Origin of the sequence: Telmatobacter sp. DSM 110680 (genome assembly GCF_039994875.1) — a bacterium.
Classification (GTDB): domain Bacteria; phylum Acidobacteriota; class Terriglobia; order Terriglobales; family Acidobacteriaceae; genus Telmatobacter.
Genome location: NZ_CP121196.1, coordinates 5,211,810 through 5,235,956 on the forward strand (window position 1 = coordinate 5,211,810; position 24,147 = coordinate 5,235,956).

The 24,147-nt window shown below is 57.5% G+C and carries 24 protein-coding genes; 10 read left to right on the forward strand and 14 right to left on the reverse strand.

Features of this window, described 5'->3' with window-relative positions; genetic code table 11:
* Positions 1–23: 23 nt before the first annotated feature.
* Positions 24–1,649 (reverse strand): ATP-binding protein, encoded by a 1,626-nt coding sequence (locus P8935_RS21445; protein WP_348262349.1) that lies wholly within the window; start codon positions 1,647–1,649, stop codon positions 24–26.
* A gap of 307 nt (positions 1,650–1,956) precedes the next feature.
* Between P8935_RS21445 and P8935_RS21450 the strand changes: the two genes are divergently transcribed.
* On the forward strand, positions 1,957–2,778 hold the full coding sequence (locus tag P8935_RS21450) for a sugar phosphate isomerase/epimerase family protein (protein WP_348262350.1): 822 nt from the start codon (positions 1,957–1,959) through the stop codon (positions 2,776–2,778).
* Between the two features lie 42 nt (positions 2,779–2,820).
* On the forward strand, positions 2,821–3,642 hold the full coding sequence (locus P8935_RS21455) for a PEGA domain-containing protein (RefSeq protein WP_348262351.1): 822 nt from the start codon (positions 2,821–2,823) through the stop codon (positions 3,640–3,642).
* A gap of 26 nt (positions 3,643–3,668) precedes the next feature.
* Here the strand turns inward: P8935_RS21455 and hypE are convergent, their stop codons facing one another.
* The 7 genes from hypE to hypA all read right to left on the reverse strand — a co-directional run bounded on the left by hypE (position 3,669) and on the right by hypA (position 8,491).
* Positions 3,669–4,739 carry a hydrogenase expression/formation protein HypE gene (gene hypE, locus P8935_RS21460; protein WP_348262352.1) on the reverse strand — a complete coding sequence of 357 codons (1,071 nt, stop codon included), beginning with the start codon at positions 4,737–4,739 and terminating at the stop codon, positions 3,669–3,671.
* On the reverse strand, positions 4,732–5,874 hold the full coding sequence (hypD, locus tag P8935_RS21465; RefSeq protein WP_348262353.1) for a hydrogenase formation protein HypD: 1,143 nt from the start codon (positions 5,872–5,874) through the stop codon (positions 4,732–4,734). The genes hypE and hypD overlap by 8 nt, the downstream gene beginning before the upstream one ends.
* Positions 5,871–6,233, reverse strand: coding sequence for a HypC/HybG/HupF family hydrogenase formation chaperone (locus P8935_RS21470; RefSeq protein ID WP_348262354.1), 363 nt, complete (start codon positions 6,231–6,233; stop codon positions 5,871–5,873). Before P8935_RS21470 ends, hypD begins: the two co-directional genes overlap by 4 nt.
* Positions 6,234–6,317: 84 nt before the next feature.
* On the reverse strand, positions 6,318–6,716 hold the full coding sequence (locus P8935_RS21475) for a DUF1801 domain-containing protein (protein ID WP_348262355.1): 399 nt from the start codon (positions 6,714–6,716) through the stop codon (positions 6,318–6,320).
* 79 nt (positions 6,717–6,795) lie between these two features.
* Positions 6,796–7,305 carry an SgcJ/EcaC family oxidoreductase gene (locus tag P8935_RS21480; protein ID WP_348262356.1) on the reverse strand — a complete coding sequence of 170 codons (510 nt, stop codon included), beginning with the start codon at positions 7,303–7,305 and terminating at the stop codon, positions 6,796–6,798.
* Positions 7,306–7,466: 161 nt separating this feature from the next.
* Positions 7,467–8,132, reverse strand: coding sequence for a hydrogenase nickel incorporation protein HypB (gene hypB / locus P8935_RS21485; RefSeq protein WP_348262357.1), 666 nt, complete (start codon positions 8,130–8,132; stop codon positions 7,467–7,469).
* On the reverse strand, positions 8,129–8,491 hold the full coding sequence (gene hypA / locus P8935_RS21490) for a hydrogenase maturation nickel metallochaperone HypA (protein WP_348262358.1): 363 nt from the start codon (positions 8,489–8,491) through the stop codon (positions 8,129–8,131). Before hypA ends, hypB begins: the two co-directional genes overlap by 4 nt.
* A 103-nt stretch (positions 8,492–8,594) precedes the next feature.
* On the opposite strand from hypA, the gene P8935_RS21495 reads away from it, so the two are divergent.
* Positions 8,595–9,785, forward strand: coding sequence for a pyridoxal phosphate-dependent aminotransferase (locus tag P8935_RS21495; RefSeq protein ID WP_348262359.1), 1,191 nt, complete (start codon positions 8,595–8,597; stop codon positions 9,783–9,785).
* Positions 9,786–9,787: 2 nt separating this feature from the next.
* On the opposite strand, the gene P8935_RS21500 is transcribed toward P8935_RS21495, so the two are convergent.
* Positions 9,788–12,238 carry a VCBS repeat-containing protein gene (locus P8935_RS21500; RefSeq protein WP_348262360.1) on the reverse strand — a complete coding sequence of 817 codons (2,451 nt, stop codon included), beginning with the start codon at positions 12,236–12,238 and terminating at the stop codon, positions 9,788–9,790.
* Positions 12,239–12,693: 455 nt separating this feature from the next.
* Between P8935_RS21500 and P8935_RS21505 the strand changes: the two genes are divergently transcribed.
* Entirely contained in the window at positions 12,694–13,809 is a 1,116-nt protein-coding gene (locus P8935_RS21505) for an SIS domain-containing protein (protein ID WP_348262361.1), read from the forward strand.
* Between the two features lie 33 nt (positions 13,810–13,842).
* On the opposite strand, the gene P8935_RS21510 is transcribed toward P8935_RS21505, so the two are convergent.
* The 3 genes from P8935_RS21510 to P8935_RS21520 all read right to left on the reverse strand — a co-directional run bounded on the left by P8935_RS21510 (position 13,843) and on the right by P8935_RS21520 (position 17,912).
* Complete coding sequence (locus P8935_RS21510; protein WP_348262362.1) at positions 13,843–15,651, reverse strand: MFS transporter; 1,809 nt, start codon at positions 15,649–15,651, stop codon at positions 13,843–13,845.
* 21 nt (positions 15,652–15,672) lie between these two features.
* The gene (locus tag P8935_RS21515) at positions 15,673–16,806 is read right to left on the reverse strand and encodes an MFS transporter (RefSeq protein WP_348262363.1); all 1,134 of its coding nucleotides are present in this window, start codon (positions 16,804–16,806) and stop codon (positions 15,673–15,675) included.
* A gap of 203 nt (positions 16,807–17,009) precedes the next feature.
* Entirely contained in the window at positions 17,010–17,912 is a 903-nt protein-coding gene (locus P8935_RS21520) for an EamA family transporter (protein WP_348262364.1), read from the reverse strand.
* A 72-nt stretch (positions 17,913–17,984) separates the two neighbouring features.
* Between P8935_RS21520 and P8935_RS21525 the strand changes: the two genes are divergently transcribed.
* Entirely contained in the window at positions 17,985–18,626 is a 642-nt protein-coding gene (locus P8935_RS21525) for an ABATE domain-containing protein (protein WP_348262365.1), read from the forward strand.
* 124 nt (positions 18,627–18,750) lie between these two features.
* Here the strand turns inward: P8935_RS21525 and P8935_RS21530 are convergent, their stop codons facing one another.
* A complete protein-coding gene (locus P8935_RS21530; RefSeq protein WP_348262366.1) occupies positions 18,751–19,023 on the reverse strand; it encodes a DUF3303 family protein in 273 nt (90 codons plus the stop codon).
* Between the two features lie 131 nt (positions 19,024–19,154).
* On the opposite strand from P8935_RS21530, the gene P8935_RS21535 reads away from it, so the two are divergent.
* Positions 19,155–20,243, forward strand: a complete 1,089-nt coding sequence (locus P8935_RS21535) for a fibronectin type III domain-containing protein (protein WP_348262367.1) — start codon at positions 19,155–19,157, stop codon at positions 20,241–20,243.
* A 21-nt stretch (positions 20,244–20,264) separates the two neighbouring features.
* A complete protein-coding gene (locus tag P8935_RS21540) occupies positions 20,265–21,101 on the forward strand; it encodes a fumarylacetoacetate hydrolase family protein (protein WP_348262368.1) in 837 nt (278 codons plus the stop codon).
* A 9-nt stretch (positions 21,102–21,110) separates the two neighbouring features.
* Here P8935_RS21540 and P8935_RS21545 read toward each other — a convergent pair whose 3' ends face one another.
* Positions 21,111–21,788, reverse strand: coding sequence for a hypothetical protein (locus P8935_RS21545; RefSeq protein ID WP_348262369.1), 678 nt, complete (start codon positions 21,786–21,788; stop codon positions 21,111–21,113).
* A 196-nt stretch (positions 21,789–21,984) separates the two neighbouring features.
* On the opposite strand from P8935_RS21545, the gene P8935_RS21550 reads away from it, so the two are divergent.
* The 3 genes from P8935_RS21550 to P8935_RS21560 all read left to right on the forward strand — a co-directional run bounded on the left by P8935_RS21550 (position 21,985) and on the right by P8935_RS21560 (position 24,048).
* A complete protein-coding gene (locus P8935_RS21550; protein WP_348262370.1) occupies positions 21,985–22,986 on the forward strand; it encodes a transaldolase in 1,002 nt (333 codons plus the stop codon).
* A 219-nt stretch (positions 22,987–23,205) separates the two neighbouring features.
* Complete coding sequence (locus P8935_RS21555; RefSeq protein ID WP_348262371.1) at positions 23,206–23,403, forward strand: hypothetical protein; 198 nt, start codon at positions 23,206–23,208, stop codon at positions 23,401–23,403.
* Positions 23,404–23,664: 261 nt separating this feature from the next.
* Positions 23,665–24,048 carry a response regulator gene (locus P8935_RS21560; RefSeq protein ID WP_348262372.1) on the forward strand — a complete coding sequence of 128 codons (384 nt, stop codon included), beginning with the start codon at positions 23,665–23,667 and terminating at the stop codon, positions 24,046–24,048.
* The last annotated feature ends 99 nt before the right edge of the window (positions 24,049–24,147 follow it).

Below are 24,147 nucleotides of genomic sequence, written 5' to 3' on the forward strand. Positions count from 1 at the left end.
GTGAATGACGCGAGAAGGGGCTGCTAGTGGAGTGAGCCTGAGCTAAAAATCTCCATAGGGTGGCTAAGGGGCCGTATTGAGGCAACTCCTTTTCCGCGGTCGATGCTTCCCTCCCCAAAGAGTTCTTCGCCAAACGGCAGAAATATCGAGAATGCCGTCCCGCTTGCTTCGGGTCGCTGCGAACTCCAGACGCTCACTGCGCCATCATGGCGCTCGATTAGTTGCGCAACAACCCAGAGGCCAAGACCTGTTCCAGTATCAGTCTTCGTGGTGAAGAAGGGTTCGAAGATACGGCTTTGCGTAACCCGATCGATGCCGCCGCCGGTGTCGCATATGGTCACGCGCATGCCAGAGACAGCGCGATTTCGCCAGTCTCGCGAAGGCTGGATGCGCACGATAAGCCTTCCCCCGGACGGCATGGATTCGATCGCATTGGCAATCAGATTCGCAAAAACCTGCTGCGTCTCGCTGAGCATGCAGGTAATGGGCAGTTCCTGCTTTGCCTTGATGTCCACTGCAATATTCGTCGTCTGAATCCTGCCACGAAACATGGTAAGCACCGAATCGAGAACTTCAGAAAGCAGTGCCATCCGCGGTGCACCTGACTCGCGATGGAACTTCAGCGTGGATTGCGCGACGAGTGAAATGCGCATTAATTCGTCCAGCGCATTGGCGGCCTGGGCGCGAGCCTGCTCCGCGGAATCTGAAATCGTGATCAGGTAGAGCATGTTGGCAATCGCTTCAAGCGGATTGTTGATCTCGTGCGCCACTGAAGCAGCCAGACGTCCCGCCACGGCAAGCTTTTCCGCCCGCAGCATCGCTTCTTCTGACTGCTTGCGATGGGTTATATCGGCCATGACGCCGTAGATGCGCGCCACGTTGCCTTCCGCGTTGCGCTGGCATTTGCCTTCAGATTCCAGCCAGTGCAGCGAGCCATCCGGCCATCGAACTCGATACTGCGCGTGATAGTCCGCTCCCTCGTTCCTCGCCTTGGCAAAGGCCTCATCCAACATCGGGACATCTTCGGGAACAACGAACTGCAGCCACGCCTCTGGCTCCGCGCCAAACGCACCGGGCTCGCAACCCACCATACGATAAACTTCGTCGGAGCGATGCACGACTTCTTTTTCAAAGTCCCAAGCCCAGAGTCCCATCCCACTCGCCTTCAAGGCTAATTCCAGCACGTCATCGCGGTATCGCAGTTGTTCGCTGGCGATGGCGCGTTCTTCGGCGATTTGACGGTTGGCCTCTGCAGATTCCAGTTGCCGTTTTAACGCATGATTTGCCAACTCCGCCTTCTGCTGCGCAAGCCGTCTTATCGACCAGCCCAACAACATGGTGATAAGCACAAAGATGGCCAGGCGAACCTCTTGAGACACATTTCCGGTGGAGAATTGAAATTGCGAACGCGTCAGGAAGGTGTTGACCAGCGCCACATCCATGAATGCGCAGCCGGCCGCGCCCCACATGCCTAAGAACCAAGCGGCAAGAATGACTGTAGGGAACGTGAGCAGCAAAGGAAAGGCACGGAGCGGAGCAATCACCGAGGTAAGTGCGACGGCACCACTGGCCATGCAGCAACCCAGCAGAATCCTAATGAGCCAGGGGAGTCGCGCTATCCTTTCGGAACTGGGAATGCTGAAGGGCATGCCTGCACGCTCCAAAACAACGCATTTCAAACCTGCTTATCCGATAACGTCAACTTCTCAGAGAGCATGCAAAGCTTCGCAAACCAAGGATCGTTGGCAGGTTGCTCAAGGGAAAGACAGTGTGGGTAGCATAGGCAAAATCTGCAATCGTGTCCAGTATCAGTGGGTTCGGGAGCACGATAAATTGATCGGAAATGGCTCCGCTTGACGACAATCTGTGTCGCACTTACCCTCCGGTAAGTAGTTCAGAGAATGAGACAATAGACGGAGTGCCGGCCACGTGCCGGTTCAGGGGTCGCAAAAAAACATGTTGCCAATTCTTTCCACTCATCTCTTCCTCAAGCAACGGCTGCATCCGGGACTGCTGGAATTGGCAGAACGTTCAGGCGCGCAGGGAGTCGAAATTTTTGCCGCGCGGCAACATTTTGACTACACCAGCCGGGAACATGTCATGGAACTTGCCAGTTGGTTCGCATCGAATAAGCTCGAGCCGTTCTCGATGCACGCGCCGCTGTATCCGGACCGTGAGATGGGCCGCGGCGGTTCTCCCGCGGTGAACCTCGTTGATCCCGAGAAATCCCGGCGCATCGATGCGATGGATGAGATCAAGCGAGCGCTTGAAGCTGCGGAACATATTTCATTCAAGAAGCTTGTCATCCATCTCGGAGAAAAATTCGACTCGTGGTCACCGCGAACGATGGAGTATGCGACAACCGCGCTTGAGCATCTTGGTGCGTTCGCAAAGCCTCTTGGTGTGCGCGTTCTGGTTGAAAACCTGACCAGTGACGCCACCACTCCTGAACACCTGATCACGATTCTGGAGATGGCTCACCTTGACCAGATCGACGTCTGCCTGGACCTTGGACATGCGCACATTGCGCCCGGAGTTGCAGAAGCCATCAGCATCCTTGGAAAGCGCATCGTCCAAGTTCATGTACACGATAATCACGGGCTGAAAGACGAGCACCTCTGGCCCGGAGACGGCACGATCGATTGGCCGGCTGCCCTTGAAGCACTGAAACAGCTGCCAACATCTCCAGCGGCTGTGCTCGAAATTGGCTACGATCTCGGCGACGCACCCGGCGTTCTTCCTGAACGAATCCAGCGATCATTCGAAAAGCTGGCATGATTTCGTGAGGGCCGGGTCATCAGGAATCGTCTTTGCGCTATCATGGCCGTGATGATTCCCAAGAAGATCTGGTCGCGCCCATTTCTGAGCATCCTTGCGCTTCTGCTCTGCGCGATGCCTGCCCTTGCCAAGGATGTTCCCCTCGCCGTGATCGACTGGCCCATGACCGGAAATCCGGTAGTGCGTTTCACTTTTGGCAAGTTCAAGACACTTCCCGGCATGGGAAGTCTTCATGGATACGTGATGGAGACAACGGCGGAAAATCTTTCCACGCGCGTTATACCTTCCGCCCGGTTCTCTGTCTATCTTTTTGACAAAGCGAAGGTGCGCGTGGGCGAAGACGCGATCTCGCTCAATAATGTGGGGCCGGGAGAAACCATTCGCTTTCAGACGACGGTGATGGCCTCGGGACAGCCCGTTTCAGTTTCGATCTCGGAAAAAACGGATGCAGCCAAAAGTGTTTCCCTCACAGTAAACTCCACACCTCAAGGAGCACTGCTCAAAGTGGACGACACGGAGGCGGGCGTGACGCCGCGGCTCATCCATATTGGAATTGGCAAGCATACTCTTACGTTTAGCAAAGAGGGATTTAACACGGGGGAGTTTCCACTTGAAATTGGTCGAGATGACGTTTCCGGCGGTTCGATCAGCTATGAACTTGGCACGGCAGCATATGACTCCGTCGAGTTACGCGACGGCAGTTTGCTGAACGGCGATCTTGTCTCCATATCCGGTATGGATATTGAAATTCGAGTGGGCGGCAATCTCCAACACCTTGATCGCAACAAGGTGAAGCGCATTATGCTGGTGCAGCGTGATGCACCAACTCACGATCTTCCGCCGATATCTGCGCCGCAACAATAGGCTTTGTATTTGGAAGTGATTTGCGCTTAGCAGATGCGCGGCAACTGCTCTCCGATCTGGGGTGCGATCACGCGGTTTGCGCCCATCGATGTGCGCGCCACCAGCATTCTGGGATGCTGCGCCGTGACCTGACCGATCATTGCGGCATCGCGGCCAAGAGGATGCGCACGCAGAACCGCGAGCACGCGATCAGCCGCTTGAGCGGCGACAAACAGAACCACCTTGCCCTCATTGGCGACATACACAGGGTCGAGACCCAGTAACTCGCAGGCCGATTGAACTTCGGTTCGAACCGGGAGGTTCGTCTCGTCTATCTCAATGCCGACGTTCGAGGAAGAGGCGATTTCATTCAAAGTGGACGACAATCCGCCGCGGGTCGGATCTCGCATGGCGTGTACATCTTTTCCAACCGCGTCGAGTACATCTGCAATGAGTCCATTGAGTGCCGCGCAATCGGAGCGGATCTGGCTTTCGAATTCGAGTCCTTCGCGCACGCTCATGATGGCCATGCCGTGATCGCCAATCGTGCCGGAGACCAGAATTACATCGCCGACCTGAGCGCGATGCGGACCGACCTCAATGCCCGGCCGCAAAACGCCGACACCAGCAGTATTGATGTAGCATCCATCGCCATGACCGCGCTCGACGACCTTGGTGTCGCCGGTAACGATGCGGACGCCTGCTGTAGCTGCGGCATCGGCCATGGCACGGACAACGGCCGCGAGTTGGGCCAATGGAAAGCCCTCTTCGAGAATGAAGCTTGCACTCAGAAATTTCGGGTCAGCCCCGGAGACTGCGAGATCGTTGACCGTTCCGTTTACTGCAAGTTCACCAATCGATCCACCCGGAAAAAAAATGGGTTGCACTACGAACGAGTCTGTACTCATGGCTATGCGGCCGGGAGCCAGTTCCAGGATCGCGGCATCGCCGAGATTTTCGAGGGCAGCATTTCGGAATGCAGGAAGAAAGAGATGTTCGACGAGTTCATTGCCCAACTTGCCGCCGCCGCCGTGCCCCATCACGATGGTGGGATAGTCGGCCAGGGGCAGCGGGCAACTCCAACTCGAAAAATCGGGCGCACCGCCGTTGTCAGCCATTGGCCACTCCGGTCAGTGCAGCTCCGGCGTGGGCCAGATCTTCAGCAGACAGGAATCGGCCATAGTTGAAGTAGGCGGCGCAGGCGCCCTCACTAGAGACCATGGTGGCGCCGAGCGGATGACGCGGTGTGCACTCCTTGCCGAATGCGGGGCACTCGGCCGGTTTGATGGCCCCTCGCAAAACATCCCCCGACTTGCAGAGTGGCGATTCTTCCGTGTGAATTCCGGAAATCTGAAAGCGCTCTTCTGCGTCGAATTCACGGTAGGGCGCGCTGAGACGCCAACCGCTTTTCGGAATTACACCGATTCCGCGCCAGGCTCGGTCCGCCACTTCGAAGACTTCTGACAGCAGTTGCTGCGCGGGCAGGTTGCCGGCGAAAGAGACTATGCGCTCGTAGGCGTTCTCGACGCGGTACTCACCCTTTTCGAGCTGAATGACTGCGCGGCGAATTCCATCGAGCAGATCGAGAGGCTCGAAGCCTGTGACTACGATCGGAATCCGGTACTTTTCAGTGATCGGCGGGTACTCCCAATAGCCCATGACGCTACAAACATGGCCGGCAGCGAGAAAAGCCTGCACCTTGTTTCCGGGCGAGCTCATGATGGCCTCGATAGCGGGCGGCACGAGCACGTGCGAAACGAGGACGGAGAAGTTTTTGAGGCCGCGACGCTTGGCCAGATGAACGCTCATGGCATTGGCCGGTGCCGTAGTTTCGAAACCCACACCAAAGAAGACGACCTGCTTGTCGGGGTTCCTGACGGCCAGTTCCACGGCATCGAGAGGCGAGTAGACAACGCGAACATCGCCCCCGTTTCCTTTGACCTGGAAGAGGTCGCGATCCGTACCGGGCACACGCAGCATATCGCCAAACGAACAGAAGATGACTCCGGGCTGAGAGGCGATCGCGAGCGCCTTGTCTATGAGGTTCAAGGGAGTGACACATACGGGGCAGCCGGGCCCATGAATCATCTCGATGCCCGCGGGGATCATCTGGTCGATGCCGTTGCGAATGATGGAATGGGTTTGGCCGCCGCAGACTTCCATGATCTTCCAAGGACGGGTGGCGACCTGGTGGATTTCGCGAGCAATGCGCTGCGCGACTTCGCCATTGCGGAATTCTGTGAGGTACTTCATTTTTTGCCGCTGCTCCTGGTCGGCTCCTCTATTCGCAGATTCTGTCCGGTAAGTTCGCAGCTCCCGTCCGGACAGGGTGACTGCGGGGCGTTGGCAGCACGGGCGAAGACTTCCTCCTCAGTGGCCAATTCCTCTTCAAGGGCGCCCATTTTTTCGAACAACTCGAGAGTCTCGAGAGCGGTTTTCTCGTCGATTTTTGAGAGCGCAAAGCCAACATGGACAATGGTGTAGTCGCCGACGCAGACTTCCGGTACGTAGTCTAGACATACATTTTTGACGACACCGCCGAAGTTCACGCGGCCCATGCGAACGTCGCCTTCAGTGATTTGTTCGACTTTTCCAGGAATAGCAAGGCACATAGCATTCCTCTTATACCCTCGGAAGGATACACCCACGTGTGATTTAAATCACCTTCTGCTCTTCAGGCCGATTTGTCGTGATTTTCAGGGGTGTTTGCGCTCATTCTCCGCAATACGCGCCTTCACCATCTTTTTCACCAGCGCTGCAGCCAGCGGCTTGTCGGGGGGAAACTGCAGCGTGCCTTTTGAGGTGCGGTAGCCCTTCAACTCATCCTTCATCTCATCGATGAGCGAGGCCTGCATGGGGAAGAAACTGCAGTGCTTCTTGAAGGCGGCGTAGGCGACCAGTCCACCTTTATAGCGAAAAGCAGGAATGCCGTAACTGAGCGCCTCGGTCGTTTCGGGTGGCACGACGGAGCGGATGGTGGCACGGAGTTTTTCGAGGGTGGTTTTCGCGGGTTCCGGAACCTTGGCGAGGTAAGCGTCAACCTCGGCGGCGGGAGTTTCTGCTTTTTTTGTGGTCTTTTCGGTCGCTTTTTGCATGATTTGCGAGGTAAACTCTGTCGTTTTTGTCAGAATTGGTCTGCTGTTAGGGATGCGATTTCCCTGAGCTTAATTCTGGCTATTTCTTCTTCGGAGGTGGCATTGGCGGAACCTCGGAGGTCGCGATGTCTGCCTCTGCCTTCCACGATCCATCTGCCTGCTTCCGGAACGTGGTTACATAGTTGCCGTGATCATTGACCGGCTTGTGGGTGGCTGGATCGGTCACGGTCAGCTTGTAGGAACCCTGGGTATAGGCGAGGTCGCCGGACTTGGCCACATCGACCTTCGCGGACTGGAAAGTCAGAGAAACGGCGGGGTCGGCCAGCATTGCTTTGAGGCTGGTGCGAACCGCGTCCTTGCCGTGGACGGCGTCCATGCCGGGAGTCATCAGAACCGCATCGTCGGCGTAGAAGGCCAGGACCTTTTCTGGGTCTTTGGTCGCCCAAGCTTGATTTGCCTGCGCCTCGGTATCGCTGATCGCTTTCACATCGGCATCGTGGGTATCGGGTGCGGCAGGAGGTGCGGGATTGCATGCCGCAAGCGTTAGGGCAACGGCCGCAAGCGCGCTCAGAGTGGTGACACCCTTCATGTTGCTTTCTCCTTATTGGGAGGCAGTTGATATCCGAAAGCGATCGTCGGATTACACAACGCGCAGACACTGCATGGCCTGGGCAGAGACATTTTGCCACACGAGGATTAGGGGAGGCAGCACAATTCGATGAAAATCTGCGCGGTACATCGCATCGGCACTTATGCGCGGCGGGATTTCTCCTCGGCCAAATAAGCTAGCCACTCCGTCATGCCCGCGCCGGTTTTGGCGGATGTCTCAAAGATACGGATGCCGGGGCGAATTTCGTTGATGTTTTTCAGGGCCGTCGTGCGATCAAAGCCACAGGGTTCCGCTATATCGATCTTCGTAATGATGGCGGCGTCAGCGGAGTTGAAGAGCGTGGGATATTTGAGCGGTTTGTCTTCGCCCTCAGTAACGCTGAGGAGGGCGACGCGGACCTTTTCGCCAAGGTCGTAGCTTGACGGACAGACCAGATTGCCGACGTTTTCGATGAAGAGGTAATCAAGGTCGGCAAGTTCCCAGCCTTCGAGGTGCTTGCCGATCATTTCGGCTTCAAGGTGGCAGATGCCATGGGTGTTGATCTGGCGGACTGGCGCTCCGCTGGCCGCGAGGCGACGCGCGTCATTGTCGGTTTCAAGATCGCCGACCAGCGCTGCGACTTTCGCGCCGGACTCGCGCAGATCGCGGAGCGTGCGCTCAAGGAAGGCAGTCTTGCCGGTGCCGGGGCTGGATACCAGGTTGAGCACCAGGACGCCGGCATCCGTAAAGCGCCCGCGCAGGGCTCTCGCAAGTTCGTCGTTCTTTTTTAGAATTCCCTGGCGCAGTTCAACGATCCGGGTGGTCATACTTTTTCCTCGACTTCATCAATCTCGATCGACTCAATTTCCAGTTCTCTGCCTTGCCGCAAATCCGAAACCGGCTCGTCGCATTCCGGACAGCGAAAGCTCTGCAGGCTTGCGATTTCTACATCCTCGTCGCAGTGATCGCAGTGCATGAGGACGGGCACGATGTTCACCACCAGCTTCGAACCTTGCAAGGGCGTATCGTCGGTCGCGATGCCGTAGCAGAATTGCAATGAGTCCTCAATGACCGCCGCGAGTGCGCCGACGCGGAGGCGGACCTCTTTGACACGCGCTCCGGGATAGGCTTCGAGCTTCTCAGTAACGGTATCGACGATGCTGGAAACGATGGAAAGCTCGTGCATGAGATGCGCCTGAAGGACGATTCTACCCCGCAGGCCGGACACCCGGTGTGCCGGATGGCACTCTACTTGTAGAATTACGGGAGAGGTCGGAGCCCGCTTCCCTGTGAGCAAAACCCTTGCTACTCATCCGCATACCGCGTCTCGTCTCGCGCTGAGCGAGCTTGCCCCCGGAGCCATGCAATCGGAGATCCGCGCCATGAGCGTGGAGTGCGATCGCATTGGCGGCATTAACCTTGCCCAGGGCGTCTGCGACACGCCGGTCCCCATGCAGGTTGAATCTGCCGCAATTGCGGCGATCGTGGCTGGTCACAATATCTACACACGGCAGGATGGCATTGGCCGTTTGCGCAAGGCGATCGCAGAGAAACAGCAACGCGAATACAGGCTGAATTACGATCCCGAAACCGAAGTGATGGTGGCCTCAGGGGCGACGGCCGGACTGCACGCAGCGGCCATGGCGCTGCTGAATCCCGGGGACGAAGTTCTTCTGTTCGAGCCTTTCTACGGCTATCACGTAACCACGCTGAGATCGATGCGTGTGAAGCCAGTGCTGGTGGCGCTTGCGGAGCCGGATTGGGTATTGGACATTGATGCGCTGCGAGAGGCAATCACACCGCGCACACGCGCCATTATCGTGAATACGCCGGCAAATCCCAGCGGCAAGATCTTTAATCGCGCCGAACTTGAGGCAATTGCAGATGTTGCGCGCGAGCATGATTTCTTCGTCTTCACCGATGAGATTTACGAGTACTTTGTGTACGACGGTGCAGAACATATTTGCATGGCTACGCTGGACGGGATGCGTGAACGCACGATCGTGATGTCGGGATTCAGCAAGACGTTCAGCGTGACCGGCTGGCGGCTTGGCTACGTTACAGCTGACGCCAAGTGGATGGGGGCGATGGGCTACTTCCACGATCTGACTTATGTGTGCGCGCCCTCCGCATTGCAGCATGGCGCTGCGGCCGGGCTGGAACAGTTGCCGCCGGAGTTTTACAAACAGTTGGCGGCAGATCACCAGTCCAAGCGAGAGCGGATTGTTTCCGCTCTGCGGGATGCAGGCATGGAGCCCAGCGTTCCGGCGGGAGCCTATTACGTGCTGGCGAAGGCGAGCAGGCTGCCCGGAGAGACGTCAGCGCAGAAGGCGCGGCATCTGCTTGCGAAAACCGGAGTGGCTTCGGTAGCTGGTTCGGCATTCTTCCGTCCGGGGCGCGGCGAGGATCTTTTGCGGTTCTGTTTTGCGAAGCGTGACGCAGACCTCGATGAGGCCTGCGTCCGCCTTCGCAGGTTATAGGACTATTCCGCCATTCCCGAAAGCTGTACTTGCACGATGAATGCACCGTTAGATCGAACCCACAGGGTGTTCGAAGCTGAGGGTGTGCCCGCTTGCCCAGGAATGTATTCGATGGTGACGCTGCAACTCGCCCCGGCAGCCAAGGTTGATCCGCAGGTATTCGAGGTTATCGCAAAAGACTTCATCGAAACCCCGGCAAGTGCGATCTGAATCGCCTGCGAACTCGAGACTGTATTTTTGATCGTGATCTTCTGACTGCCGCCCGCGTCCCAAGTGAGGCTTCCAGGAGAAACCATGGGAACCGGGACATCGTAGAGGCGTGTTATCCCGTATACGTTTGAGGTCACCACATCGGGCCAACCATCGCCATTGAAGTCCGCTACCACGAGATTGCCCTGGTTCTGTGGTCCAGGCGACGATCCGAGCAACGGACCGCTGGTCGAAGAAAAGACCTGAGGAGTCGAAAAGTTGAAGCCGTCTATTCCCAGAGCGACGCCAAACTGGTCAGCGCTCACCATGCCGATATCAGGCAAACCGTCATGATTGAAGTCTGCGATAACGACCCCTCCCACGCCGGCGCCATCCGTTTGAGGACTTGTCGAGGCGGCATCGGAGAAAGAGCCTGTGCCATCGCCGAAGAAGATCACCGGTTCGCCAAAGAATACGGCGCCGCCGTCAGCGCCGCAGCATTCGGCTGCACTGTTGGCGACGACGATGTCGTCCGGGCCGCCGGTTCTAAGCTTTCCAACGGTCAGGCCCTGGACGGTTTGAAGAACCCCATCGGTCCCGCCAAGTTGAGTAGCAGTGAAATGCCCGGTCCCGTCGCCTATCATTGCGAAAACTTCCCAACCATTTTGCGGTGTGTTATACGCGACCGCCACATCCGGAGTGGAGCCAGCATTGAAATGACCAACCCCGAGATACAAGTTGAATCCGGAGGTTGAGGAGACAAAGCCGATCCCGTCAGGAAAAGGAATCAAGGGACCAAACGTTCCATCGCCTTTCCCCAGCGCGACACCGCCCGCTTCCACCAGGTCGAGTTTGCCGTCGCCATTCATATCTACGAGGTAAGCGACATTGCTCAACGACCCCAGCGTGTAGTTTTTCGCCGACGCGAAACCTCCGCCCGAGGTTCCCATCAGCACGCTTGTGTCAGCGTTATCGCCGGCTGTAGCGTCGGTGACGACGAGATCCAGGAAGCCGTCGCCGTTGAGGTCACCGGCGGCAATTGCTGCGCCATGCATGCCGATGTTGTACTTCTTGCCGGCGGCAAAATAGGTTGCGCCGGTACCGGGAACGACGGTCACTGAGCCGTTGCAGGGCGCACTGCACGTTGGCGTATTCACCACTGCTACGTCTTTCTTGCCGTCCTTGTTGAAGTCCGCTGTCACGATGCCCGCAGCGTTCGCATTGCTCGTGGCCGGGGCGCTGCGGAAGTTTCGAGCGCCAAGGTTTGAAAAGATATGGATGACCCCCGAAACGTCGGACGCGGCCAAGTCGGCCAAACCGTCGCCATTGATGTCTGAGGCGATCAGTGAGGAAGAATTCGATTGACTGAGAGCACTGTTGCTCGAGAACGTTCCGTTGCCGGCTCCCCAGAATACGAGGACTTGAGCGCCACCTAAAGCTGCCAGATCCATTTTTCCGTCTTTATCAAAATCAGCAACTACGAGGCTCGTTGGGTTCGTAATTGTAGGGGGATACCCGGTCACGGGAGCCGCCGTGAAACTGCCACTGCTAGATCCGAGGAAGACCTGGATTCCCTTGGACGTGGTGAGTGCAACGTCTGCGGACCCGCTCGTCGTGAACTCGCCGATCACGCCCGCATCGATGGCGCCGTTGACGGTAAACGAGGTTCCAGTGATGAACGATCCTCCGCCGGTTGCATAATAGGTCGCTACCTTAGCTGAGTTGCTGCCGCGATGGATGACGGCGAGGTCAGTTTCATTATTTGCATCGAGTTTTCCCGCAACCAGCAAGGTAGGTTCATCGGTACTCGAGGTGGCATCGAGGGCGTAACTCGCCGCTTGTTTCAGGCCGCCGCTGCCGGTATTCAAAAAGATTGTGAGGGTGTTCGTGTTTGCCAAGCCCGGCAAGGTCGGAGGGGTCAACGTAACGATCGCGACATCGGTTTTACCGTCGCCGTTGAAGTCTCCCGCCGCTGCGGCCAGGAAGACTGAAGTTTCATTGACCGTCGTCGGGGTGTAATAGACCGGGGCTTTGAATGTGCCGTCGCCATTACTTAATTGCACGCCTATGATCGGTGATCCGTAGGCCTGGTGGAGAATCAAGTCGGAATAGCCATCCCCATTCATATCGACTGAGAGCACGGGAACAGCACTGTTGTCGATGGCCGTATCCTCCACCGCCTTGAAGGTGCCGTTGCTCTGGTTAAGCAAGACTGTGTTATTAGGATTCGAGCCAGGAGGAAAGTTGGGACTGCAGGTGGTCATGAAGTCCAGTTGCGTGCTCTTGTGGAAATGGCCGGTGAAAGCTCCGTCGCACGCGTTGGCCAACGGAACGGGTTGCGAATCAGTAAAATTTACGGCGGAGTTCTGCGCCTGGGAGAGGCGTTAGAGGTTGAGGGTGAAGATTACCAGGGACAACACAAAGATGGAGGCGCAATGCCTCCGGAAAACCAAGAGGCATACGCTCATCGAATTCACCTTTGGGGGCAGCGACATCGAGACACCGGGCCCGAGTACTCGCCAGGGGGTTGCGAGGGTCTGAGCGGGCTAGATGCGGAAAAGTATTTGGTCCGTTGTATGGGGACCAAACTATTTCCGCAGCACCCAGGAACGCTCAAAGAAGAGCAGGCTCGGTTCGGGGGCGGCGTGGGGAGAAGCGGGCGATAAAATTGAATTGGTAAACGTAACTTGCTGCCATGTGCAGGAAAGGCCCAGACTTCGTGAACGAATTTCCTCATGCCATGCTCCGTGAAATCTTTGAACAACCCGCTGCGATTCGGCGGACCCTCGATCTTTACCTCGACGGCGAGAACCTGAAGACTGAGGCGTTTGCTCCTTATGGGAATTGGCTGAATGAGCGCGGTGAGGTGCTGATTGCCGCGAGCGGATCGAGCCGCCATGCGGGGCTGGCGGCGGAGATCATCTTTGAAGACCTTTGCGGTCTGGCCGTGGATGTGGAGTATGCGAGCGAGTACAGCTGCCGCCCAGCCGTAAATCCGCGACGTCCTTCGGTGCTGGTGATTTCACAGTCGGGCGAGACTTCGGATACTTTGGCTGCGCTGCGGTTTGCCAAGGATCGTGGAGAGCAGACGCTGGCGATTGCCAATGTCATCGGGAGCACGATGCTGCGCGAGGCCGGGGCCGCGATGCCGCTGGCTGCAGGGAAGGAGCTGGCCATTCCGGCTACGAAGAGCTTCACCTGCCAACTGACGGCGCTCTATTTGCTGGCGCTGTTTGAGGGCAGCAAGCTTGGCGTCTTTGACAAGGCTCAATTTGGTGCGCGTGTTGCTGAGCTTTGTGCTTTGCCGGGCGTGATTGAACGGCAGCTTGAGGGCTGGCGCGAACGGATGACGGCGCTGGCTGCGAAATACAACGATGCCGAGAGCTTCCTCTATCTGGGTCGCGGAGTGCATTACGCAATTGCACGAGAAGGCGCGCTGAAGATGAAGGAGTCCTCGTATGTGCAGGCCGAGGGGTACCCCACGGGAGAGTTGAAACACGGGCCGAATGCGCTGGTGGGCGAGCACGTGCCGCTGGTGGCGCTGGCTACAGTGGATCGAAACGTTGACGACTCCATTCTGCGCTACGAGAAGACGTTGCAACTGCTTGACGATATGAAGAAGCAGGGTGCGCGGGTGATTGCGATTGCCAATACGGGCGATCACGAGGTTCCAGCGCTGGTTACGGACTGCGTTTTTGTGGAGCCAGGGAGCGAGCACCTGCTGCCGGTTTCCGAGGTGATTCCGCTACAGCTTTTCAGCTACGCGATGGCACTGGAGCGCGGCGTCAACGTGGACCGGCCGCGGAATCTTTCTAAGGCTGTGATTGAAGCGTAAACCCTGATACGAACTTTGCGCGACGACGAGAGGTTAGTGCGCGCTGCGCCCTTCGAAGTGCGCTTCAATCTCCTCGAGCGTTTTGCCCTTGGTCTCGGGCAGCAGGAAGGTTGCGGCCAGGAAGTAGATCACCGTGAATCCGGCAAACATGAAGAACATGGACGAGTAGTTATGTTTGGCGACGAAGGGCAGGAAGATGGCCTGCAGGATTGCCGATACCAGCTGATTAATGACGAGGGCGATGCTCATTCCGTTGGAGCGGATACGCGTGGGCATGAGCTCGGATAGCGCGAGCCAGACGCAGACCCCCGGTCCAGTGGCGTAGAAGGCAATGAACATGTAGATGAATAAGGCGACGAGCCAACCGTGGCTCTCCTGTGGAACTGGGCCAAGGATGGCCTTGTCTATTTTGAGGGGAGCAGTGGTAGCGCCTTCGTAGTTGCCAAAGGGATTTTGAAACAGGGCCTGGACCTTGTTGGCGGGCACGGCAGCGGCACGCGTGACAGAGAGCGAGGGCGCGGCGGGATCGTCAGAGCGAGCGTAGCTGGTGGTTCCGGTGAAGTCGCCATAGGAGTAGATGATGGCGAAGGATGCGCGGTCGGGGTTGATTGCTGAGGCCGTCGAAGATTGCGCGGTGAGAAGCCGCCTGGCTTCGGCGCTGTCGAAGTGGAACGTCAGTTCCTGGCCTGGTCCGACAAGGGCCTGGATCTGATCGCGACAGTCAATGTTCTGCTTTTCGGTCTGGTGGAACAGTGTGGCGACAACCGCCATGGAGAGGATGATTCCGCTGGTGCCAAGAATGAAGAGGAACTTGCGGCCCTTGCGATCGACCAGCATCATGCCGATGGCTGTGAAACAGAAATTGAATGCGGTGAGCAGGACGTATCCCCAATGGGCCTGGAGGTCGGAGAGTCCGCTCTGGATCAGAATATTGGTGTTGAATCCTATGACGGAGTTGATGCCAGTGGCGGTGTTGCAGGCGAGGATGAGGCAGGCGAGCAGGAAGGGGATTACGTATTTGCGGCGGAGAAGCGAGGTGCGGACTTTTTCTCCGGCGGGAGCTGCGGCGGGTTTTGACGCGGCTTCGATTTCGTGCAACTCGATGGTTGCCTGTTCGGGGGAGCGGGAGCGGAGCAGGGCGGCGCGGGCCTTGTCGATTTGGTTGCGGCGATAGAGCAGGCGGGGCGATTCGGTGACGAGGAAGGCTCCGAGTACGAAGAGAACTCCCGGAGGCATGGACATCCAGAAGATGCTGCGCCAGGCGTGGTTCTTGAAGTTGTATAGCGCCGCTGCATCACCTAGCCGGGCCACGGCTTCGACTCGGTAACTGAAGAAGATGCCGATGAGGGCGGCTACGACGATGCCGAAGGTGAGCATCCATTGGAAGACGCCGGTTCCCTTACCCCGGGTGGATGCGGACAGGCATTCGGCGAGGTAGAGCGGGACGACGATGCCGATGAGGCCGCCGCTCATGCCCTGGAGGAGTCGTCCGAAGAAGAGCGAAGAGTATCCCTGGGAGAGAGCGATGACGGGGATGCTGAGGATGAATGCGGTGCCGCTGAGAATCATAAGCGGCTTGCGGCCCATCCAGTCGGCAAGGAGGCCGGCGAAGAGCGTGGAGAAAACGGAGCCGAGGAGTACAGCCGCAACGATAATCGAGAGCTGCGACGGGTCGAGCTTCGAAGTGGCCTCGAGATAGGGCAGCGCGCCGCCTATGATGCCGACATCGATGCCGTAGAGCAGGCCGCCGAGACCGGCGACGAGCAGGAGAAAAAGGTTGTAGCGCTGCCGAGTGCTATCGGAAGACGACGCGACGGAATCAGGAAATGTGCTGGCTGTCATGAATGAGCCCTATTCTATCGCCTACTTCAATGCCGAACGAATTGCCAGATTCAACGCGACCATCAGAACTGCGGAAGCGGGAAAGAGCAACAGAGCTTTCTTGAGCCGTTTGGGATCGCCGCCAGCGATGGCGCCGATGATCCAGGAACTGACGGCCAGGCCGACCCATCCGCAGGTGATGACGAAGCCGAGCGCGGTTCCCGTCATGCGCGGAAAGGCTGCGCCGGTAATGGCAAGCGTCGTTGGAAATACCGGTGCCATGGATAGGCCGGCTACGAAAACCAATCCGAACGCCATCGATGGTTTGTTGGTCTGCAGCATCAGGTAAGTGGTTACGGCCATGGCGATGGAGGCGCCGAGTGTGACGTCGATCGGCGATACATGAGCGAGGATGGGCGATACACCTACGCGGCCGATGAGCAGTCCGAGCGCGAATCCGAGAGAAAGGATGTTGAGGGCGCGGGATTCAGGAATGCCCTGGGCGATTAGATGACGCGGAAGCCAGTTCCACACGCCGACTTCGCAAGTGATGTAGAGGAAGAGAAAGAAGCCCAGCATGAAGAGCAGCGGGCGTCCGAGAATGGGGCCTACGTCTGCGAGCAGAAATTTTGCGTTTCCCGCTGGTGGCGGCATCTTTGAAAATGCCTGCACCAGCAGCGCGGCCACGGTGAGCGAGGCGACGGTGTAGCAGAGACGCACCCAATTCTTCTTGAAGATATTGGCGGCGATGAAGGGCGTGGTGAGGCCGCCCAGCCCGAAGAAAAGGTTGACGAGGTTCAGGGCGATGGCGCTGTGTTCTCCGCTGACGCTGTTGGCGAGCGCATTGGCACCGGTGACCACGATGCCTCCGCCCATACCAAGAAGAAACAGCAGAAGGAGAATCGTGCTGAATCCCGGGGACCGGGGCAGCAGAAAGAGGGCAGCGGCAATTGCCGACAGGCCGAGGACGAGGCCGATCTTGTCGCCTTGGGTATCGAGCAGCGGGCCGACACTGAGCGAGGCAATGATGAGTCCGAGCGCCTGCACCAGCGCGATGGTGCCGTTCTGCGTGGGAGTGAGATGGAAGCGCTCAGAGAGTTCGGGCAGAATGGTGCCCAACATCGCGGCGATCATTCCGTAGACAAAGATGGCCAGAATTGCGGCAAAGATGAGCACGTAACCGGGTCCCTTTCAATATCGTAGGCAAGGATACGACATGGGGCCCGGAGGGCTGCAGAAAAACAAGAGTTTGCGCGCCTACTGCCCGAACGACATGCTGCATGTGGAGCAGGACTGTCATTGCATCTTCAACTTTGCTTCCCAGGTCTCAGATGCGAGACCTGGGGCACCCAATACTGGTGCTCAGTTGCTACTGGTGATCAGCTGCGGCGGAGAATCAGGAAGACACTGATGAGGACCAGCGCGGTGCCGGCAAGGATGCGGGCAGTGATAACTTCTCCGGCCATGAAGTAGCCGAGCGCGACGGCCACGATGGGATTGACATAGGCGTGGCTGGCAACGCGGGTGGCGGGCATGCGCGCCAGTAGCCATACGAAAGCCGTGAAGGCCAACAGGGATCCGAAGACGATGAGGTAGAGCAGCGCGCCGGCAGCCCGCAGCGTGATGTGGGGGAAGGGATGCATCTCGCCGAATCCAGCGGAGAGGGCGAGGAGCATGGCACCGCCCAACATCATGGCTGCACCCGCTGTGAGAGGGCGCGAGGCGGGTAGATTCATGGAGCGCGTGAGAACTGAGCCGAGAGACCAGGTGGTGGCACCGGCGAGGATGGCCAGACAGGGTACGAGAGCGAGATGTTGTTTGCCGCCCGGAATCAGCAGAACTGCAACGCCGACGAAGCCGAGGATTGTTGCGGTCGCGAGCATCGGCCGCATGCGCTGCTGGCGGAGGATGAGCATTTCCAGAATCAAGGTGATGATGGGCAGCGTGGCGGCGAGCACGGAGACAACGCCGGAGGGCACGTACTTCTCTGCCCAGAAGAGCGGACCGTATTCGGCAACGAACATGAGGAGAGCCATGATGCCGAGACTGCGCCACTGTTTTGCGGTCGGAGCGGTTTCTCCCTTGAAGCGCATGAAAGCGTAGAGAACGATGCCGGCGGTGAAGAAACGTGCTCCGGCAGCGAAGAGCGGGGGAAGTTCCTCGACGGCAACGCGGATGGCGAGAAAGGTCGTGCCCCAGAGGATGTAGATCGCGAAGAAGGCAAGGATCGTGCGAATCTTCTGCGATCGTTCTGCGCTGTCAAGTAGGGGAATGCTAACCACTGAATCACTCATGACTGGTTACTATGTTTACATTACCAAGCTAACCTGTCAAGATATTTTGAGGGGTTATCCGTGATAGACGGTACGGCAAATGGGACAGGCGCTCGCAGGGACAAGAAAAGTTTCGAGTTGATCGGCGGCAGTCCTGCGCTTGACCTAGTGAACACCTTAGATTGGCGGTTTCGCAATGGACCGCCGCCCGAGGAATTGCTGCAAGACTACTACGACCTTGTGCAATTCTCGGTGCAATGCAGCTTGTTGAGTGATGCGGTGGGGCGGCGGTTGGTTCGCAATGTGAATGAAAGCAAGGCGGCCCAGGTTGTTGCTGCGGTTCGGGAGTTGCGGGAGGCTGCGGCGGAGGTTTTATATGCGGCGCTGGAAGGCGTTGGTCCCTCCGCGTCTTCAATGAAAGTGCTGGAGAAATGTTTTCGAGAAGCGCGGGAATATGAGCGGCTCTTGTGGGATGGGGAGAAGCTTGCGTGGGAATTAAGCCAGTCCCCTGCCCCGGCGGAGTTGCCACTGTGGATGCTTTCGCTGAAATTTGAGGACCTTATGACTTCAGACGAGATGCATAAACTGCGTGAGTGCGGGAATGCTGAGTGCCGGTGGCTGTTTCTCGACACCAGCAAGAACCATACGCGGCGATGGTGCGATATGAAGATCTGCGGGAACCGGATGAAAGCGCGGCGATTTAAGGCTCAGCGGCGGGGGTGATGGGTGAGTGATTCGAAATACCCTTTCGGCGGGCAACAGTTCTCCGCACACACGGAACGACATCGCACCGCGTGTTGACCTGCAATCTATTCGTCAGGGCCTTGTTGCGCCGTTGAACGAGTTATCAGCGCTTTAACGTCGCCATTACTTCGCCGGCCTCAGCGTCTTCCACGCAGGGAGTTGTCTGAAACTCCAGCAGGTCGTTCCAAAAGGCCAACCATGCGTACAGTGCTTTCCCGTCGTCAGTCTCGGCGATCAGGACGCCACCGCCACTTAGACCGTGCCAGCGTCCAATCATCTTGACGCCTTCGGGCGGCGGTGCGCCGGTCTTCAGAAAACGAGCTTCTGAGTCTGCAACAGAACCTTTAGGAATTTTCCACGACACGATGAACTTCATAAGCGACCTCTTCTTTGGACTTTCGTTAGGGAAGGTGCGGAGTTCAGTCGTCAGAGTCTATCAGTTTTAAGCCGCTGCGAAAGCGAAATTGCAATCCTGAGCTGCCTAGTAGACTGGAAGGCGTGAATTCAATGGAGCGAAAGGGTTGGGCGGCAATGGCAGTGATGTTGTGCGCGCTGCTTTCAGGATGCGGCACTCCCGGTGCACCACAGCCTCCATCGCTGAACCTGGCGGATCCGGTGATGGATCTGGCGGCGAATCGGACCGGCAACGAGGTGGCGCTTACCTGGACGATGCCCAAGCGCAATACCGATAAGACATCAATCAAAACGGATGTGGCGGCGCGGATCTGCAGGCGCGAGGGAAGTGGAGCTTGCGATCCCGTGGGAAGCGAAGTAATGGTCGCGCCCGGTAAGGCGGGAAGTTTTACAGAGACATTGCCCAGTCCACTGGCGATGGGCTCTGCGAGGCCGGTCGCTTACTTTGTGGAGTTGCGAAACAGGAGGGGGAGATCGGCGGGGCTGTCGAACGCGGCGACGGTGCTGGCCGGCGAGGCGCCACGCGCGGTTGAAGGCCTCAAGGCAGAAGTGCGGAAACAGGGCGTTGTGTTGAGTTGGTCGACAGATGGCAAACAGGGTCAGAACTACGCAGTAAGACTGGAGCGAACACTGACGAGTCCGTCGGCGGACAAGCCGCAGCGTGGACCCTTTGCTGCGCCTAGTGAAGCTGCGAAGGAGACGCTGCTTGTTGAAGAAGGTGCGGAGCAAGGGCGTGCGTTCGACAAGAGCGCTCATCTGGGCGAGAGCTATGTGTACCGCGCGCAGCGGGTGAGTCGCGTGACTGTGGATGGAAAAACGCTGGAACTGGCGGGTGCGTTCTCAGCAGCGGTTGAAGTCGAAGCGAAGGACGTGTTTCCTCCGAGTGTGCCGACGGGACTCGCGGCGGTAGCGACTGCTGGAGCGAACGGCGAAGCGGCCGCGATCGACCTTAGCTGGCAGCCGGATGCGGATGGGGATCTGGCTGGGTATGTGGTTTACCGGCGTGAGGGCGAGGGGGAGTGGGGGCGGATTTCCGCTTCGACTCCGACGATCGAACCGGCGTTCCATGATGCGCAGGTTCAGGCCGGGCGTACTTATCATTATGCTGTGAGCGCGTTAAGTAAAAGCGGGCATGAAAGTGACCGGTCGGATGAGGCGCAAGAGACGGTTCCGAAGCAATAGGCTAGTGCGTGAGGAGAAACAATGAAGTATTGCCGTTTTCGTTTTGAAAACCAGATCCTGTACGGCAAGGTGGAGGATCGCGGAGGAGAGCCTTGGATTGTGGATCTGGCGGCGGCCCCGGAGGAGGATCTTGCATTCCACCTGGCGCATGCCCGGGCATTGGCGGCGAAGGAATTGGTGATCGATCCGGCGGGATTTGACTTTGAGCCCATGGCACTCGGCGAAGCAGAGCTGCTGGCGCCAGTGACGCCTTCGAAAATCATTTGCGTCGGCCGTAACTATCGCGATCATGCCAAGGAACTGGGAAATGAAGTTCCTGCGGAGCCGCTGCTTTTTTTCAAGCCTCCTTCATCGTTACTGGTGCACAAGGGCACCGTGCTGATGCCACCGGAATCGGAGCGCGTCGATTTTGAAGGCGAGTTGGCGCTGGTGATCGGCAAACGGGCGAGCAAACTGGCGGCGGCTGCAGATTGGCGGAGTTATGTTCGCGGTTACACCATTGCGAATGATGTGACGGCGCGGGATCTGCAGAAGAAGGATGGGCAGTGGACGCGTGCCAAGGGATTCGACACGTTCTGCGCGGTTGGGCCGGTGGTAAGCGGGGACGTTGATCCTGAGAAGGGGCTCACCGTGGAGACGCGTGTGAACGGCGAACTGCGGCAGCACGGGTCGACGCTGGATTTTATTTTCTCGATTCCAGAGCTGCTCCGGTACATTACTGCGGCGATTACGCTTGAAGCGGGTGATCTGCTGCTGACCGGAACTCCGGCCGGCGTGGGGCCGCTGAAGGCGGGGGATCGCGTGGATGTATCAATCGACGGCGTGGGCGTGCTGAGCAACACATTTGCGGCGGGTTGAGATAAACGATCAACTCGCGTCTTTTGATTCCAGCCCCAGGGAGATCGGCCCATCTCCCTGAGTCGACACCTCGCTTTCATCTGGCTCCTCGTTCGAGGTAGTGGCATGCAGACGACGGGTGCGATTTAGGAAGCCGCCAAGAAGGCCGGCGCTGACCACCAGTGTAAAGTCGAGCAGATAAGCGGCGATTCTATAAGGATGATTGGTCAGATCGAGAGCATAGAGCACTCGGCCGGAATCTGGCTCCGATATTGCAATGACCCGGAGTGAAATACCGCTGAAGGCTCCGCCTACAGGCTTCTCTAAATAGGTGAACACATATCTCGAGCCGATGCGGACATAGTTTGAGGCCCTGTCGCGGAGATCCAAGGCATAGCCGCCGGTCAATTGGCAACTGCTGGCACAGATGTACTCGTCGAACTGGTGTCTGCCATGCGACTCGGCGACAAAGCGGGCTATGCCTTCTACCGTTCTGCGTGGCGCATTCGCGTTGGGCGAATAGGAACTGATGGCGCCTACAAGGAATGCAATCCCGAAAAACGTGATCAACGTAGCCCTGCCGTCGACCTCGATCTTCAGGTCATTCCGCCAGTCCTGCAAGTTGGCAATTGTTACAAAGCACGAGGCAACAATTGCCACAAATACGGCAGACCCGGCTAAGAAATCAAGATCGTTGAAAAATGCCATTGGCAGTCATCTTAGCCGCCGGTTCACATGAAAATCGCAACAAACGTCTGTAAGGGTTCTCGATTCATCAAGAAGTTGCATTCGATGGAATAGGTTGTTCGCAACGAAACTCGCAGGGGTGCATGAGCATCCTAAAGAGCGGTACACTGGAGCCCAGCGCTTTGTAACGCGCCGGGGTCCCTTCCCTGGAGGAAAAATGCCACAGAATCTGCTTGAACAATTGCGTAACTACACGACGGTAGTTGCTGATACCGGCGACATTGAAGCGATGGAGAAATTCCGTCCCACGGATGCGACGACCAATCCGTCACTGATTACGACGGCGGCGCAGATGCCGCAGTACCAGCCAATCGTGGACAGCGTCATCATGGATGCGAAAAAGGAATTGGGCGACAGTGCAAGCGACAAGGATGTTGCCAACCTGGCATTTCAAGGATTGGCAGTCGCGTTCGGCAAGAAGATTCTGGCGATTGTGCCGGGCCGTGTATCGACCGAAGTGGATGCACGGCTCTCTTACGACACCGAGGCGACCATTGCACAGGCGCGCAGCATTATTGCGCAGTATGACAAGGCCAAGATTGGACGCGATCACGTCTTGGTAAAGATCGCTTCGACCTGGGAAGGTATTCGCGCAGCCGAGGTGCTGGAGAAAGAAGGCATCCACTGCAACCTGACACTGCTGTTCGGGATTCACCAGGCCGTCGCCGCTGCGGAAGCGGGCGCAACGCTGGTGTCGCCATTCGTAGGGCGCATTCTCGACTGGTACAAGAAGGACACCGGCAAGGACTACCAGGGTGCCGATGATCCGGGCGTGCAGTCCGTGACCAAGGTCTACAACTACTACAAGAAGTTTGGATACAAGACGCAGGTCATGGGTGCGAGCTTCCGCAACATTGGGGAGATCAAAGAGTTGGCAGGCTGCGATCTGCTGACGATTTCGCCGCAACTGCTGGCGGAGTTGGAAAAGACAGAGGGAGACCTTCCGCGGAAACTCGATCCGGCGGCCGCCAAATCCATGCAGATTGAACGCATCGTGGTGGACAAGGCAGCGTTCAAGAAGATGCATGCGGAAGATCGCATGGCGACGGACAAACTGAAGGAAGGAATTGACGGATTCTCTGCAGCACTGGTAAATCTTGAGAAGTTGCTGGCGAAACGACTTGCGGAGTTGGAGTCGCGCGCGCCGGCAGCTGTCTGACACCGAGTTGCGAACCTTCGAGAGGGTAGCCCATTGCGGGCTGCCCTTTTTGCTGCTTCGGCAACAGTCTCGTCCCCAGATCTAAGTATGTCTAATATCGGACATAACTTATTGCGTACTCAAGATTTACGCGCCCACCGGTCTTGTGCTTTTTTGCTTCCAGTTGTATTGTTTGGTCACTCCTCCAATTTGCTTGCGTCATCTGATCGGAGTTGGACCATGATCAACCCGCTGCAACGCGAAGCACTCCTCGACGTTATCGAGAGATGCGCCTGGTTGATCGAGTACTACGAAAACACGGGCGTGGCTCCGCAATCCGTGGATTTCTTGAGATCTACGATGCAGCGGGCGACGAACGATCTCGAAACGCTCGCGCCTTCGGATCGTGTTGAATACCATCAGATTAACTCCGTATGATCGCGTCGAACGGTGAGGGATTTCAGGACCAATCATTCATCTTCCAAAAGATATCTCTCGCCACAATGGGCGTCATTCGCCCGCATTGTGAGTGAGCGAACGGCGAGCCACACAGAACTGAGAGAAGTTGTCGCACACTGCGGAGGTCTCAGAGAAACAACAAGGTCATGGGTTCCCCGCGGAACATTGACTCGCAGCCCTTCTTTGCTAGCATAATTCCGGCCCCACTGGGGTTTAGTTGGCTAATAGCGTGCATCCTCTATGGAAACCATCAAGCCCAAAGTCCTCATTATCGATGACGATCCGATTCACGCCGATACGTTGGCGATGGTTCTCAACATCAGCGGGTTCACAGCGACGGTAGCGTATAGCGGCGAGCAAGGTTTGGAACTTGCTCGTACCGGAACCTTTGACCACCTCGTGACCGACGTGATGATGGAGGGTATGAGTGGCATTGAAGCGGCAATCGCGATCCGACAGGTTTTGCCGCAGTGCCGCATTCTTCTCATCTCCGGCAACAACGATACGACAGCGTTGCTGGCGGCTGCCGCGGCGCAAGGCCATAATTTCGAAATTCTGGCCAAACCGGTGCACCCGACGGTACTGCTGGAGCAGATGCGCTCGAATGGGCGGTCCCACGAATAGGCTGCGGACTCTGATCGGGCCGGAGTGGGTTCTACGCGCATACATGAATGAGCAGGAGCCAAATTGAAGAGCCCACCTCTCGGGTGGGCTCTTGGTCTT

Coding starts and splice junctions, on each gene's coding strand:
- P8935_RS21445 (WP_348262349.1), bottom strand. CDS start 1,649: ATGCCCTTCAGCATTCCCAGTTCCGAAAGGATAGCGCGACTCCCCTGG.
- P8935_RS21450 (WP_348262350.1), top strand. CDS start 1,957: ATGTTGCCAATTCTTTCCACTCATCTCTTCCTCAAGCAACGGCTGCAT.
- P8935_RS21455 (WP_348262351.1), top strand. CDS start 2,821: ATGGCCGTGATGATTCCCAAGAAGATCTGGTCGCGCCCATTTCTGAGC.
- hypE (WP_348262352.1), bottom strand. CDS start 4,739: ATGGCTGACAACGGCGGTGCGCCCGATTTTTCGAGTTGGAGTTGCCCG.
- hypD (WP_348262353.1), bottom strand. CDS start 5,874: ATGAAGTACCTCACAGAATTCCGCAATGGCGAAGTCGCGCAGCGCATT.
- P8935_RS21470 (WP_348262354.1), bottom strand. CDS start 6,233: ATGTGCCTTGCTATTCCTGGAAAAGTCGAACAAATCACTGAAGGCGAC.
- P8935_RS21475 (WP_348262355.1), bottom strand. CDS start 6,716: ATGCAAAAAGCGACCGAAAAGACCACAAAAAAAGCAGAAACTCCCGCC.
- P8935_RS21480 (WP_348262356.1), bottom strand. CDS start 7,305: ATGAAGGGTGTCACCACTCTGAGCGCGCTTGCGGCCGTTGCCCTAACG.
- hypB (WP_348262357.1), bottom strand. CDS start 8,132: ATGACCACCCGGATCGTTGAACTGCGCCAGGGAATTCTAAAAAAGAAC.
- hypA (WP_348262358.1), bottom strand. CDS start 8,491: ATGCACGAGCTTTCCATCGTTTCCAGCATCGTCGATACCGTTACTGAG.
- P8935_RS21500 (WP_348262360.1), bottom strand. CDS start 12,238: ATGACCACCTGCAGTCCCAACTTTCCTCCTGGCTCGAATCCTAATAAC.
- P8935_RS21510 (WP_348262362.1), bottom strand. CDS start 15,651: ATGACAGCCAGCACATTTCCTGATTCCGTCGCGTCGTCTTCCGATAGC.
- P8935_RS21530 (WP_348262366.1), bottom strand. CDS start 19,023: ATGAAGTTCATCGTGTCGTGGAAAATTCCTAAAGGTTCTGTTGCAGAC.
- P8935_RS21535 (WP_348262367.1), top strand. CDS start 19,155: ATGGAGCGAAAGGGTTGGGCGGCAATGGCAGTGATGTTGTGCGCGCTG.
- P8935_RS21540 (WP_348262368.1), top strand. CDS start 20,265: ATGAAGTATTGCCGTTTTCGTTTTGAAAACCAGATCCTGTACGGCAAG.
- P8935_RS21545 (WP_348262369.1), bottom strand. CDS start 21,788: ATGGCATTTTTCAACGATCTTGATTTCTTAGCCGGGTCTGCCGTATTT.
- P8935_RS21550 (WP_348262370.1), top strand. CDS start 21,985: ATGCCACAGAATCTGCTTGAACAATTGCGTAACTACACGACGGTAGTT.
- P8935_RS21555 (WP_348262371.1), top strand. CDS start 23,206: ATGATCAACCCGCTGCAACGCGAAGCACTCCTCGACGTTATCGAGAGA.
- P8935_RS21560 (WP_348262372.1), top strand. CDS start 23,665: ATGGAAACCATCAAGCCCAAAGTCCTCATTATCGATGACGATCCGATT.